Annotated in this window: 10 protein-coding genes and 2 pseudogenes; 7 read left to right on the plus strand and 5 right to left on the minus strand. The window is 64.6% G+C overall.

Annotated elements, in window-relative coordinates; translation table 11 throughout:
- Positions 1-58: 58 nt before the first annotated feature.
- Genes AC50YA_RS16915 through AC50YA_RS16930 form a run of 4 tightly spaced genes read left to right on the plus strand, consistent with a single transcriptional unit; the run spans position 59 to position 4,060 of the window.
- The gene (locus tag AC50YA_RS16915) at positions 59-1,342 is read left to right on the plus strand and encodes a Rieske 2Fe-2S domain-containing protein (protein ID WP_494983396.1); all 1,284 of its coding nucleotides are present in this window, start codon (positions 59-61) and stop codon (positions 1,340-1,342) included.
- A 23-nt stretch (positions 1,343-1,365) separates the two neighbouring features.
- Positions 1,366-2,535, plus strand: a complete 1,170-nt coding sequence (locus AC50YA_RS16920) for a zinc-binding dehydrogenase (RefSeq protein ID WP_494983397.1) — start codon at positions 1,366-1,368, stop codon at positions 2,533-2,535.
- 30 nt (positions 2,536-2,565) lie between these two features.
- Entirely contained in the window at positions 2,566-3,093 is a 528-nt protein-coding gene (locus tag AC50YA_RS16925; RefSeq protein WP_494983398.1) for a hypothetical protein, read from the plus strand.
- A complete protein-coding gene (locus tag AC50YA_RS16930; RefSeq protein ID WP_494983399.1) occupies positions 3,083-4,060 on the plus strand; it encodes a PDR/VanB family oxidoreductase in 978 nt (325 codons plus the stop codon). The genes AC50YA_RS16925 and AC50YA_RS16930 overlap by 11 nt, the downstream gene beginning before the upstream one ends.
- A gap of 43 nt (positions 4,061-4,103) precedes the next feature.
- Here AC50YA_RS16930 and AC50YA_RS16935 read toward each other — a convergent pair.
- The 3 genes and pseudogenes from AC50YA_RS16935 to AC50YA_RS16945 all read right to left on the minus strand — a co-directional run.
- Positions 4,104-4,387: pseudogene (locus AC50YA_RS16935) on the minus strand (transposase); the annotation flags it as partial.
- Between the two features lie 300 nt (positions 4,388-4,687).
- Positions 4,688-5,743, minus strand: coding sequence for a 2,3-butanediol dehydrogenase (locus tag AC50YA_RS16940; RefSeq protein WP_494983400.1), 1,056 nt, complete (start codon positions 5,741-5,743; stop codon positions 4,688-4,690).
- A gap of 63 nt (positions 5,744-5,806) precedes the next feature.
- Positions 5,807-7,597 carry an NAD(P)/FAD-dependent oxidoreductase gene (locus tag AC50YA_RS16945; RefSeq protein WP_494983401.1) on the minus strand — a complete coding sequence of 597 codons (1,791 nt, stop codon included), beginning with the start codon at positions 7,595-7,597 and terminating at the stop codon, positions 5,807-5,809.
- Between the two features lie 182 nt (positions 7,598-7,779).
- On the opposite strand from AC50YA_RS16945, the gene AC50YA_RS16950 reads away from it, so the two are divergent.
- Positions 7,780-9,066 carry a helix-turn-helix domain-containing protein gene (locus AC50YA_RS16950; RefSeq protein WP_494983402.1) on the plus strand — a complete coding sequence of 429 codons (1,287 nt, stop codon included), beginning with the start codon at positions 7,780-7,782 and terminating at the stop codon, positions 9,064-9,066.
- Between the two features lie 332 nt (positions 9,067-9,398).
- Here AC50YA_RS16950 and AC50YA_RS16955 read toward each other — a convergent pair whose 3' ends face one another.
- On the minus strand, positions 9,399-10,019 hold the full coding sequence (locus AC50YA_RS16955) for a DUF4230 domain-containing protein (protein ID WP_494983403.1): 621 nt from the start codon (positions 10,017-10,019) through the stop codon (positions 9,399-9,401).
- A 230-nt stretch (positions 10,020-10,249) separates the two neighbouring features.
- Here AC50YA_RS16955 and AC50YA_RS16960 point away from each other — a divergent pair, with 230 nt between their 5' ends.
- The gene (locus AC50YA_RS16960) at positions 10,250-11,398 is read left to right on the plus strand and encodes a tellurite resistance TerB family protein (RefSeq protein WP_494983404.1); all 1,149 of its coding nucleotides are present in this window, start codon (positions 10,250-10,252) and stop codon (positions 11,396-11,398) included.
- A 59-nt stretch (positions 11,399-11,457) separates the two neighbouring features.
- Positions 11,458-12,049 (plus strand): annotated as a pseudogene (locus tag AC50YA_RS16965) (alkaline phosphatase D family protein); the annotation flags it as partial.
- 106 nt (positions 12,050-12,155) lie between these two features.
- On the opposite strand, the gene AC50YA_RS16970 reads toward AC50YA_RS16965, so the two are convergent.
- Positions 12,156-13,391, minus strand: a complete 1,236-nt coding sequence (locus AC50YA_RS16970) for a DDE-type integrase/transposase/recombinase (protein WP_494983405.1) — start codon at positions 13,389-13,391, stop codon at positions 12,156-12,158.
- Between the last annotated feature and the right edge of the window lie 75 nt (positions 13,392-13,466).

Consider the following 13,466-nt stretch of genomic DNA (forward strand, 5'->3'; position numbering starts at 1 on the left):
CGCGGATTGCGGACAGACCATTTTTTTAGACTTTGGCTCGCATCGGAAGGCCCCTACAGTGCTCACTTCAGAACAGAACGTCTTGCTGACCCAGACCGGCCCGGAAACGCCCGTGGGGCGTCTGTTCCGGCGCTATTGGTTCCCGGCACTCCTTGCCGAGGAGCTTCCCGAAGCGGACTGCCCTCCGGTGCGCGTCCAGCTCCTGGGCGAGAAGCTCATCGCCTTCCGCGACACGTCCGGCCGGCTGGGCCTCCTGGACGAGTTCTGCGCCCACCGGACCGCTTCCCTGTACTTTGGACGCAACGAGGAAAACGGTCTGCGGTGCGCCTATCACGGGTGGAAGTACGACGTGGAAGGCAACCTGGCGGACATGCCCTCGGAGCCGGAGGACTCCAAGTTCAAGTGCCGTATCAAGCAGAAGTCCTACCCCCTAGTGGAACGGGGCGGCGTGCTGTGGGCATACATGGGTCCAGGGGAGAAAATGCCGGAGCTTCCGGAGCTCGAGTGGGCCATGCTCGGCGAGGGGCAGCGTTTCATCTCCAAGCGCCTTCAGGAAACCAATTACCTCCAGGCCATGGAGGGCGGCATCGATTCCAGCCACGTGTCTTTTGCACACCGCTTCAACCTCGACGACGACCCCATGCACTCGGGAACCGCCGGCAACGAATACATCAAGGCTGACACCCGCCCGAAATTCGAGGTCGCCGAGAGCGATGGCGGACTGTTGATCGGAGCCCGCCGCAATGCCAACGAGGAAGAGTTCTACTGGCGCATCACGCAGTGGATCATGCCCTTCTACACGATCATCCCCCCCTTCGGCACTCACAATCCCATGGGCGGCCACGCCTGGGTTCCGATCGACGACACCACGTGCTGGGCCTGGTCGTGGAACTACCACCCAACCCGCGACCTGAGGGAAGACGAACTGGAGCAGATGCGCAACGGCGACGGCATCCACGCCAAGTACATTCCGGGAACGTATCGGACCCTCGCCAACAAGGGCAACGACTATCTCATGGACCGCGAGGCTCAGAAGCAGAACAAGACCTTTTCCGGCATCGAGGGCATCGCCGCGCAGGATTTCTCCCTGCAGGAGAGCATGGGCGACATCGCGGACCGCACCAAGGAGCGGCTGGGCACTTCCGATGCCGCCATCATCCTGGCACGGCGTCGCCTTCTCGCAGCCCTGGACACCATGGAGGACGAAGCTCTCCCGGGCATCGACATAGCGGACCAGCGCGTGCGCTCAACGTCGATGCTGCTGCCCAAGGACGTCCCGTTCCACGAGGGTGCGAACCAGGCCATCCAAGTGGTCCCCGGAACCGACTTCGTTTCCATCTAGACCCGGCCCGATAGGAGTTCCGCATGAATGACCACGGCTCCACGGCCGCCGCTCTCGAAACAGCCGGGACGCTGGCAGCGCCACTTCCCGATGCTGTCAGGGCCGCCGTTTCGTTGCCTGATTCAACCACGACGGTCCAGGCGATCGATCCGACGCAGGCGACAACCGCCGCCGGCTGGCTGAAAGTGGAATCCTCCGCCCTGTGTGGGACCGATCTGGACCTGTACCAGCAGGGCCTCGGCCACCCCACAGTGATGGGCCACCACGTCATCGGCGAAATCGTCTCTCTCAGCCCTGTCATGCAATGGTCGTGGGACGTCGAGGTCGGCGACAGGGTGGCCCTTGAGGAATACCTGCCCTGCGGACTGGCCACCTGTGATGCCTGCTCAAAGCCGGACGTCTACCGTTTCTGCCCGGATGCAGACCTATGGGGCGGACAGCGCCGGGTCGGAATGCTCGGAATCCACGAAGGTTCAGGTCTCCATGGCGGCAATGCCGAATACATGGAACTGTCGACCCGGACCGTACTCCACAAGCTGCCCCGGGACCTGGACTCGAACCTCGCCGCCTGGACCCAACCCTTCGCTAACGCGGTCGATTGGGTCGTCAACATCGGCGGCGCCACGAGCGGATCGCGCGTAGCCATCATTGGACCGGGCTACCACGGTGTCGCCGCGGTAGCCGCCGCCAGGGCGGTCGGCGCCCAGGAGATCGTCGTGCTGGGACGCAACTCGCGCACCAGCCGCGACCGCCTGGAGATTGCCGAGGCCATGGGCGCGTCCATCATCGTCAACGATGACGCCGGGTTAACTTCCGCGGCCTTGGGCCGGCATGGACAGGGCAGCGGATTCGACGTCATCGTCGATACGGTCGGTCTAGGTGGACCGGCACTGCAAACCACAGAACACCTCCGGAAGCTTGGACGCCTGGTCCTCGCCGGCTTGGGAGATACTCCCGTCGCCGAAGTGAACCTGAAGACCCTGGTGCGGGGCGCGTCGGGAGTCGTCGGCGTACGCGGCCGTTCGCCGGAGGCCGTCACCAGGAGCATCGAACTTCTTGCCGCCGGAGACACGGGCTTGGAACACGTGCCCAGCATCGACGTCGGGCTGGAAGGCGTTGACGAACTCTTCCGGACCCTTCTGGACCGGAAAGGGCCCAGTAGCCCGCACGTCGTCGTTCGACCTTCGCTCTGATCAGCGGAAACCCAAACTTAAGGAAAGCCCATGACCCACCTGACGTCGCGCGCCTACTACAAAGCCCGCATCCTTCTTGTCCCCTTGGGGCCCTCCGGCGCCGCCCTCGTCTCGACAATGTCCGATGCCGGTCTACGGGAAGTCCTAGTAGCGGCACCCGCCAGCCACCCTGACGGCGTACTCCTCCGCCAGATCGACGCACCGGAGACCCAACTCTCCACGGAAACCGTAAGCGACCTTGCGGCCAGCACGGACATGATGGTGTTTCTCGGATCGCGTCTCGAGGAGACCCCCGACGACTTCGTTACGGCCATGGCAACTGTAGGACGGAACCAGGGAACACTCCTCGCAGGCGTTCTCGTCGGCGTCGGCGGCTGGGATTCCGAACCCGGCTCGACCTCCATGACCGTGCTCCGCCGTGAACTCGACATGCTCGTCACCGTGAGGAAATCCGACCTCGCCCGCGACTTCATCGAGGTCCTCAAAGGCGGAACCAGGGAAGCCATACCCGGCAAACTCTTCCAACACCCCACTACCGGAGCCACCCATGCCCAATGACACGTTCGACCTCGTTGTGCGGGGCCTGCGCCAGGAATCCACCAGCGTCATGTCCCTCGAACTGGCCCTTCCCGACGGCAGCGCCCTCCCCGAGTGGCAGCCCGGCGCCCATCTGGACGTCGTCCTCCCGTCCGGCCTGGTGCGGCAGTACAGCCTGTGCTCCGACCCAGGCGATCTCCAGAAGTATCGTCTCGCCGTCCTTCGCGAGACGGATGGGCGCGGAGGCTCTGAGGAACTTCACTCAGAAACACGGCTCGGCACAAAACTGACAGCGCGCGGACCACGCAATCATTTCAGCATGGAGGACGGCGCAACCCACTACCTCCTGGTCGCAGGCGGCATCGGCATCACACCCATCCTGGCCATGGCAAAACAACTCATAGCCGCAGGCAAAAGTACGCGGCTCATCTACTGCGGATCCAGCCGCCAAACCATGGCGTTCATCGACGAGCTCCAGGAGATCATGGGAGATTCCCTCGCGCTCTACCCAAGAGACGAGCGCGGCCGGGCCGACCTACTCGCCGAAATCAAAAAGGCTCCCGCTGGAACCGCCGTCTACGCGTGCGGACCGGAGCGACTCCTTGCCGACCTTCAGAGCATCACGCTGGATACCTTGGGTGCAGACGCCTTCCACGCGGAATTCTTTGCCGCCGCAACGCCGCCTGCGAGCACCGGGGATGCAGCGGAAACGGCCGCAGACGCACCCTTTGAAATCGAGCTGCGGCAATCCGGCTGCACGCTGACCGTTCCACCGGAAAAGTCCATCCTGGATGTCGTACTCGAAGTGAACCCCTCCTTCATGTCCTCCTGCGAGGAAGGGTTTTGCGGTACTTGCGAAACAATGGTCCTGGAGGGTGAGGTCGAGCACCGGGACACCATCCTGTCTGAAAAGGAACGGGCGAGGAACGACACCATGTTCATTTGCGTCAGTCGTTCCAAGTGCCCGAAACTGGTCCTGGACGCCTAGTGTCAAGGATGGGAAGAGAGGCAAACGGTCGCAGGGAACACATTCACTCCCCTCCGACCGACAGGTCTCGTTTGAGGTGTAGTAGATTTCCCGGGCAATGAAGCGTTTCAGGCAGCGGATAGCATCGGCGGATGAGTGTCCTTGTGCTCGTTTGCGGTCACGGTAGGCCTGGGACCGGGGGTAGTAGCGTAGGCGGCAGATCGCGATGAGGTAGATGATTCTGTTGGCTTGGCGATTGCCTCCCCGGTGGAGTCGCATTCGATGTGATTTCCCGGATGAGACCGGAATTGGTGCCACACCGCAGAGGCGAGCAAATGCCGCCTCAGCGGACGGCAGGACTGTGAACAGTTACGACAAAGTCCGTCGTAGAACCGGATCCCATCGGCACGAGCACGCTCTACAAGGGCGGCTCGGTAACAGGCAACGAGGCTTTTGAAGTGCCTTCGGCCACCGCTGGTCAAGGCGTTCTCGCCGTCAGGCCGGGCATGCTAGGTGACAAGGTATTCGTCGCAGCGAAATAACACTCAGAGGAAGCTCGCGAAGCCCCCGGCAGATCAGCTGGGGGCTTCGCTGTGCCGCGCTCCGGAACTGTGTCGGTGCAGTTCCTCCGGGTCACCTCAAGCACCCCTACGGGTGCACGAGCACCTTCACCGCCGTCTCCTTATGGTTGATCAGGGTGTCGAAGCCCTGCTCCACCAGGTCCTCGAGCGCGATCCTGCCGGTGATGAACGGCTTGAGGTCCACCTTGCCCTCCTGCACCAGTTTGATGGCCGCAGCATGGTCCCGGACGTAGGCGATGGTCCCGCGGAGGTCGATCTCCTTGAGCACCAGCTTCTGCATGTCCACCGTGGCCGGCGCACCCCAGATGGACACGTTGACCACCACACCCGCCGGCCGGACGGCGTCGAGCATGGTGTCCAGCACCGCGTTCACGCCCGCGCATTCGAAGGCGACGTCCGCCCCGGTACCGCCGGTGAGTTCCAGCACCCGCGCCGGGACGTCCTCCTTGCTGGGGTCCAGCACGTGGTCCGCCACGCCGCTGGAAACCGCCTTCTCCTTGCGCGCCAGCGTCAGCTCGCTGACGATCGTGGTCACCCCCATGCCCTTGAGGACCGCCGCCGTGAGCAGCCCGATCGGACCCGAACCGCCCACCAGGGCCACGTCGCCCGCCTTCACGCCGCTGCGCGCCACCGCATGGTGCGCCACGGACAGCGGCTCGATCAGGGCCGCCTCATCCAGCGGGATGTCCCCAATGGGATGCACCCACCGGGCGTCCACCACGATCTTTTCGCTCAGGCCTCCCCCGCCGCCGGAGAGCCCGATGAACCCCATCTTGCGGCACAGGTGATAATTGCCCGCCCGGCAGGAATCGCATTCGTCGCAGACAAAATACGGCTCGACGACGACGTTGTCCCCCTTCGCGAGGCCCGTCACGCCTTCGCCGACTTCAGACACCGTTCCGGAGAACTCGTGCCCCAGAGTCACCGGAGCTTCCTCCCCCGAGAGCGGGTGGGCGTGACCCGGCGCGGGGACGAAGATGGGGCCTTCGAGGTACTCGTGAAGGTCGGTTCCGCAGATGCCGCACCAGGCGACGTCGATCTTGACGGTCCCGGCGCGGAGCTCCGGCTCCGGCACATCCTCGATCCGGATGTCTTTCCTGCCGTGAAAACGTGCTGCTTTCATGATTCCTCCTCATGTGTTCGGGGTACTGGGTTTCGACGGTTTCGACAGGCTCAACCACCGACCTCAGCGGGTGTGATGCGTCGGCTGCAGTTCGTACACCGGCGTCTCCAACCCTTCCATCCGGGCCTTGAGCTGCAGGGCAAGGTACGAGGAGTAGTGCCGGCTCTGGTGCAGGTTGCCGCCGTGGATCCAGAGGTTGGGCACGTTGGTGGGCTTCCACATGTTGCGCAGCTCCCCTTCCCACGGGCCCGGGTCCTTCGGCGTGTCCGAGCCGTACCCCCAACATTTTCCTACTTTGTCCGCGATTTCGGGAGAGACCAGATCCGCCAGCCAGCCGTTCATGGAACCGTAGCCGGTGGCGTACACAATTAGGTCCGCCTCCAGCTCGGTGCCGTCGCCAAGCACCACGGCGTTGCCCGTGATCTTGGAAACCTCCCCCGAGCGAAGCTGCACCCGGCCGTCGATGATCAGCTGGGAGGCGCCGACGTCGATGTAGTAGCCGGAGCCGCGCCGCAGGTACTTCACGAACAGCCCGGACCCGTCCACGCCGAAGTCCAGATCGAACCCGGCGGCCTCCAGCTGGGAGTAAAACTCGGCATCCCGCTCAGCCATCGCCTGATACACCGGCACCTGAGCCTCAGGCAGGACCCGCATGGGCAGCGACGCGAACAGCAGGTCGGCCTTCTCCGTGGTCACCCCGTTCGCCAAGGCCTTCTCGGAGTACAGGTCCCCCAGCGCCAGGTCCATCAGCGACTCGCTCCGGGCGATGTGCGTGGAGGACCGCTGCACCATGGTGACGTCGGCGCCGTGCTCCCACAGGTCCGCGCAGATATCGTGCGCCGAATTGTTGGAGCCGATCACCACAGCCTTCTTCCCGCTCCAGTCCCCGCCGCCCGGGTGCTGCGACGAGTGGCGCTGCTCCCCCAGGAAGGATCCTGCGCCGTCGAACGTGGGAATGTTCGGGTAGCCCGAGACGCCCAGGGCGAACACCAGCTGCTTGGGGCGGAGGGTCACCGGTTCGCCGTTGCGGCGGACGTTGACCACCCATTCCTGGGTGCCGTCGTCGAACTCGGCGCCCAGGCACTCGGTGCCGCCCCAGTAGTTCAGCTCCATGATCCGGGTGTAGTGCTCCAGCCAGTCGCCGATCTTGTCCTTGGCGGCGAAGACGGGCCAGTCGTCCGGGAACTTCAGGTACGGCATGTGGTCGTACCAGACGGGGTCGTGCAGGTGCAGGGACTTGTAGCGGTTCCGCCAGGAGTCGCCCGGCTTCTCGTTCTTCTCAATGACGAGGGTGGGGACGCCCAGGCGCCGCAGCCGTGCCGCGAGGCCGATGCCGCCCTGCCCGCCGCCGATGATCACCGTGTAGGGCTGCTCCTCGTAGCCGAGCCGCGCCTCGCGCTCCTCCTTCTGTTCCAGCCAGGAGCGCCGGCCCTTGATGATTTCGTGCGCCACGCTCTTCTCGCGGCGGGTCCCCTTCTTCTCCTCGAACCCCTTCAGCTCCTGCATGGTGGTGAGCAGCGTCCAGCATTTGCCGTTCCGCAGCCTCAGGTGGCCGTAGCCGCGGGCGGCGGCGGTTTCGAACGTGATCCAGGCTTCCGTGGTGCCGGCGTCGCCGGTGGCGTCCTCGGCCAACGTCCAGTTGGCGGGCCGCGCATGGTCCAGCGTGGCGTCGAGCATCTGCCGGATGTCCGCCTTGCCCTCCAGCGTTTTCAGGTTCCAGGTGAACGCAACGAAGTCGCGCCAGTAGCTCTCGTCCTCGAAAAGCTCGACAGCGGCGGCCACATCGCGCCGCTGCAGGGCGGTATCCAGTTCCGTCAGCCAGGCCTGCGCGGCTGCGGTGGGTGTTTCGGTCATTGCCACTCCTTTGTGTCTCATGGTCCGTGTCTCTGTTGGTCCCGGCGGCCCCGTCCCGCCGGAATCCCCTGCGCTATGCTGGGACGGGCGTGAGCTGCATCACTATTGGAACGCAGTGGGGGTAACAGCCGCGTTACACGGGCACTGCCGGCAAGGACGCCGCCGGTGAGGAGGACACTGTTTTGGACTACGGCCTGAGGTTTTCGGACCCGGCGAAGTACTCGCGCGCCCTGCGCCGCGCCCACGAACTGGTCATCTCCGGTGTCCCGCGCCCGGAGATCCCCAAGGACCTGGCGGATTCATGGCGCCGCTCCATGGCGCTGGGCATCAGCCCGGACCAGCACAGCCCGCGGCACCTGCACGACGCCGCCGACGTCCTGGAACTGCGCAGGGAGCACCGGCTGCAGCAGGTCATGCCGGCGCTCAACGACCTGCTGGCCGACGATTCCAGTTCCGGCCGGCACCTGCTGGTACTCACCGACGCCCGCGGCGAGATCCTGTGGCGGGTAGGCAGTACGGAGGTGCTGCGGCGGGCGGACCGGCTGGAGTTCTCCGAAGGCGCGGACTGGTCCGAGGCCGGCATCGGCACCAACGCCATCAGCGAGGCGCTGGTCACCGGCCGGCCGGTGCAGCTGTTTTCCGCCGAGCACCTGGTCCGCACCCACCATGAGTGGGCCTGCACGGCGGCGCCCATCACGGACCCGGCCACGGGCCGGCTACTGGGCGTGCTGGACGTCTCCGGACCGCTGGACACCATCAGCGCCGACACGCTGCGGATGGTGCGGTGCGCGGTCAGGGTCGCGGAGGCTCTTCTGGGAACGCCCGACGGCGGGACGTCCTTGAGTGCCTCACCTGGCCGGGGTGCGTCCCGGCAGGCTGCCCGCCGGCCGGTTGCGGCCGTTGAGTCGTTGGAGCTCCTTGGGGACAAGCCCGCGGCGGTGTTCCGGGACGGGAGCAAGGTGCCGCTGACGCTGCGCCGGGCGGAGATCCTCGCGCTGCTGGATTCACGTGCCCAGGGCTGGTCCTCCGAGGAGCTGGCATATGAGCTCTACGGCGATGCGGGCACGCCGCAGGCCATCCGCACCGAGATGTTCAGGATCCGCTCGATGCTGGGCGATGCCGTGGAGTCGAGCCCTTACCGGTTTGTTGCCGGCCTCTCCGGCCGTTCGGATTCCGGGCGGGTGCTGCGGCTGCTGCACCAAGGGCATGCGGCTGAAGCGCTAGAGGTTTACCGGGCTCCCCTGCTCAGCCGCTCGGGTGCCCTGGCCGTGCAGCTGCTCCGGGACCAGCTGGACCTGGCCCTCGGGTCCGCCGTGCGGACCAGCGGCGACGCGACGCTGCTCATCCGCTGGCTGTCCACCGATATGGGCGCCGCGGATTATGAGGCCGTCGAAGCCTTGGGACGGCTGGTGGGCCGCGGGGATGCGCGGTATCTGTCGTTTTTGGCAACCTCCGCACTCGGTGGTTGAGCATGTCGAAACCGACTGGTCCGGGGTGAGAAGTCCGCCTCCTGTGTCTCCTCGTTCCAAGCCCAAGCGATGTCCCTGTCCGGCGGTGTCGGCCCGGCAACGTCGCCGGTGTCGCCATAGCCACCGCCTTCGGCGGACCGCACGCCCTGTTCTAGATGCTGGCAAACCACGGTTCTTGATGCGGCCTGCCCGCAGCACAGAATTGGCACGGCAAACAGCGGTCAGATTGTGAACCATGATCTGACTGACACGATAGCCGGGCAGTGGCGCGCCGTAAGGTCTCAGGCAGTTGGTCACCCTAGGTGTTTCGACAAAACGACTGACTAGCAGATCTATTCCGACATGTCGTCCGGAAAGGTGACCTCATATCCGAGCGAACCAAACAGGCCTGTCAGCGCGGCCCTGGTATTCCTGGCAGCCCTGTCCCTCAGCTCGGAGTCCTCGGCAGCGGTGGCGATTTGGGTTTCAGCGAGCTTATAAAGCTTCGCCTGCTGCGGCGCCTCGAAAGCATCCACAATGCGGTCGGCCAGGCCACGTTCCTGGCTGTATTCACGGGACCGGTCATGGTCGATATTGGGCTTGTCGAGCTGCGGCTCGGGGAGCCGCAGCTCCACCGTCTTGCCGTCCGGAGACAGTGTCAGGTCCTGCTCGGCCAAGCCTGTGAGATCGACATAGGCATTGACGGTGCCAACCGCGACAAACAGCGTCCGCCGTCCAGCGATGAAATCGGGCATACCCTCGACATTTTCTTCGTCTTCGACAACCAGTTCAAAGGTGCCGACCACGGAGTGGTGCTGGCTCATGTCCTTGACCGACTTCAGAAGAACGGTCTGGCTCCGGCCGCTCTGGCTCGACGGGAACGGGCTGTACCCGAACACGCTCGCCGCACCGAGCACGCTTAACGCCGCGACCACCACGGACGCAATGGGCTTGAACAGTTTTGGTGCGGACATCGGACCCCTTTTAGCCTTGAAACGGCTTGGGTTCCGTTCCTGTCAGTTGCTTGTCCGGCAGGTGCCGAGTGTGCTGACTCAGCTTTAGTGTAGTGGGAGCGCTCGACTCGGCTGGTGCGTGTCCGCCGAGCTCGCCGCGTTGGTCGCTGGGTTACCCTGTTGAAACGTCAACGGGGTTGTCCAAATCTGGCAACCTGGCGAGACACAGACCCCATCTGGGAGGAATTGCCATGCCCGAAGCCCCGATTAACGCTGTCGACGCCGACGACGCTGTTGACGCTGTCGACACCGACGACGCCAATGATGCCGACCGGAAGGTTGTGGAGGATGAGCAAGCCAAGCTGCGGAAGTTCATCACGGGGCTGAGCCCGGACGACATCAAGTCGGGCGGATGGTTCACCAAGCTCATCGCTCAGGCTCTGGGCTCCTACACCGACAAGGTCACTTGGCAGTACTTCCAGGAGCGGTACGAGGGAGTACCCGCGGACGCCATCGTCGATCAGCGGATCAAGATGGCGACTCGGTACGCCGCGCTCGAAGGTGGGCTCTCCGCCGGTGCCTACTCGGTGGCCATCATCGCCACTCTGGGGAGCCTTGGTGGTTCCTCGGCGGCAACTGTCCCGGCCGCCATCGCGACCGTCATGGTCGATGTGGCGTTTCTCACCCAGCTCCAGCTCCGCCTGGCCTACGACGTAGCGGTCCTCTATCGGGTCCCGCTTGACCTATCCGACCCCGAAGACATGTGGAAGCTCATCCGGGTGGCCTTCACGATCAAGAGCGGGGAAGTCGTGCGTGAGGGCGTAGTCAAGGCGGTCCCGGCCATCATGCGGCCGGTGATCAAGCGCTTCTATTCCGGCGCGGCCCTAACCGCCGCAAAGGGGTTTCCCGTCGTCGGAAAGTTCCTCCTGCAGCGCAACGTCATCAAGATCGGCATCCCACTCGTCGGCGTTCCGCTCGCGGTGGTGCTGAACCGCTACACGACGCTGCTCGCGGGGCGGCACGCGCAAGCCGTCTTCCGGAATGAGGCGCGGGTGATCGAACTCGCCGAGAATCTGAGCCAGCGGAGTCAGCACCCGCAGCTGATGCTGTGGGTCGCGTGGCTCGTCATCATGGCGGACCGCAAGATCGCCGACGACGAGGCCCTGTTGATCCGTCATCTGGTGAGGCTGGTCCGGGATCAGCATCAGGTGGTCGATGAGCAGCTCGCTCGCCTCGTCGATATCGACCCGGCCGAGGTGTGGCGACGCCTAGACGCCGAGCCAGGGGATCTGAGCGACGTCCTCGACGTGGCCAACCGAGTGGCCACTGTGGATGGCGCCATCAACGCGCACGAGAAAGCAATCATCGCCGAGCTTCGAGATCGGTCCGGCCGAGTCTGACGCCGACATGCGTGGGCAGGAGCTTCGGATCATTCGTCGTCACGAAACCTTGTGCAGCCCGTTCGCGGGTCTTAGAACGCCTCGCCGAGGACCGCACCATCACCGGCGCCGAGCAGGAGAAGTGGCTGCTGGACGGCTTCAAGAACTCCACCCAGCGCTGGGACATCCTGGGCCAGCAGGTGTTCTTCGCCGAAAAGGATAGGAACCAGGCGCCCGAGATCGACGACGTCTCCATGGACGGGTGGGACGGCTACGCCGCCTCGCGCCGCCGCATCACCCAGGGCTGGGTGGACGCGAACGTCCGCAACGCCGTGGTCCTCACCGGCGACGTGCACCGCAACTGGGCCAACGACATCAAGGTGGACTACAAGGACCCGACGTCGCCCGTGGTCGGCTCGGAACTGGTCTGCACGTCCATCACCTCCACCGGCAACGGCACAGGCTCCACCACGGACCCGATGATGGCCTGGAACCCGCACCTGAAGTTCTACAACGACAACCGCGGCTACGTGAACACCAAGATCACCAAGGACGCACTCACCGCCGACTTCCGCGTCCTGGACTACGTCACGACGCCCAGGATCCCCCGTCAGCACGCTGACCTCCTTCGCGATACAAGACGGGGTGCCGGGCCTGAAGGCACGCGCCTGACCCGGCACTTAAGCACGACGACGGCGGGTGGCCAGTGTTCCAACTGGCCGCCCGCCGTCGTACGTAATTTTGGATGACGTCCACGCGGACCGCCCGGGGAATCATGTCAAGATGCCCGCGTAGCTCCTATCGAAGAATCATTTGATGGTGCCCGGATGGGCGGTTGGCTTTTAGGGCCTTGCTTCGCGGTGGTCAGGGTGAGTAGTTCAGCGCAGAGGGCTTGAACCTGACGTTGGATTGCCGCTGGATTCAGGGGCTTGTTCTCCCGCTTCAACTTCGCCTTCACGCTTTGCCGGACCACGCCTTCGTCGGCCAGGACCCGCTGGTAAGGGGTCGCCGGCCGGTCATACTTCTTGCTGATCTTTGCGCCGGTCCGGATCTTCTGGACGAGTTTCTGCTGGGGTCCGAAGTGATTGGTCAGCCGCCCTTGCAACGCCCAGATCCGGTTCAGCAGCTCGAGTTCCGCCGCCGTGTCATAACGGTGGTATCCGACGGTTTGCCGGACAACATGCCAGTTCTTCTGTTCCACATGGGCGCCGTCATTCTTGTTCCCGGACCGGGATCTGGTGAACGTCAGTTGCTCCTGTTCACACCACCGCAGCAGCCCCCAATTGATGAACTCGCTCCCGTTGTCCGAATCGATCCCGACGATCGGGAACGGGAACGCCGCGGTGGCTTCCTTGATCGCGGCGAACACCCATTTCTGGGCCTTGTTTCTCACCGACCTGGTCTCGGTCCACCCCGTGGAAATGTCAGTGATCGTCACGGTGAAGCAGAACTCACCCCTGGAATTGCCGCCCTCGTGACCGACCAGATCAATCTCGACAAACCCGGGCACCGCATCGTCCCATTCGGCCCAGGTCCGCATCGGGATCGAGTCCTTGAGCAGTGTTCCGGGCTTGGTATGGGAGCGGCCCCTTGGGTCGAGTTTCCCCCGGTCTGCCTTGAGCCGGCGGTCGATGGTGGCCGGGGCGATCTTCAGCAACAACGCCGCCGTGCCGTCCCCGATCATCAACTCCTTGAACCGGCGCAGCCGCGGAACCAAATCCGGCAGCGCTGCTGCCAGCAGGCGCCCGCACGGGGTGCCCTGGACGGCCCAGCAGAACCGCGGCGCCTCGATCACGTCCTCCCCGTAGAGCGGCGCCCTGGGCGGCCGGGGCTTGACCTGTTTGAGTACCAGGGCCTGCCGCAGCGCCTTCCGCGCGTGGTCACGGTGCCAAAGCGTCAGGGCACACAGCTCGTCAAGGATGGTCTTCTTGGCGGCCGGTCCGACCGGGCATATCGGAGGGCGGTGGTCTTCGTGACGGCCTTGCGTTCGCTCATCGAAAGCTCCATGGCTCACAGTGCCGGGCCAGCGGATACCAGCCCAGCAGACGCGCCGCTACGAGGGCATTACCAAATGATTCTTCGATCGCAG

Source organism: Pseudarthrobacter sp. RHLT3-21, from assembly GCF_059383495.1.

Coding starts and splice junctions, on each gene's coding strand:
- AC50YA_RS16945 (WP_494983401.1), bottom strand. CDS start 7,597: ATGACCGAAACACCCACCGCAGCCGCGCAGGCCTGGCTGACGGAACTG.
- AC50YA_RS16960 (WP_494983404.1), top strand. CDS start 10,250: ATGCCCGAAGCCCCGATTAACGCTGTCGACGCCGACGACGCTGTTGAC.
- AC50YA_RS16925 (WP_494983398.1), top strand. CDS start 2,566: ATGACCCACCTGACGTCGCGCGCCTACTACAAAGCCCGCATCCTTCTT.
- AC50YA_RS16940 (WP_494983400.1), bottom strand. CDS start 5,743: ATGAAAGCAGCACGTTTTCACGGCAGGAAAGACATCCGGATCGAGGAT.
- AC50YA_RS16955 (WP_494983403.1), bottom strand. CDS start 10,019: ATGTCCGCACCAAAACTGTTCAAGCCCATTGCGTCCGTGGTGGTCGCG.
- AC50YA_RS16930 (WP_494983399.1), top strand. CDS start 3,083: ATGCCCAATGACACGTTCGACCTCGTTGTGCGGGGCCTGCGCCAGGAA.
- AC50YA_RS16920 (WP_494983397.1), top strand. CDS start 1,366: ATGAATGACCACGGCTCCACGGCCGCCGCTCTCGAAACAGCCGGGACG.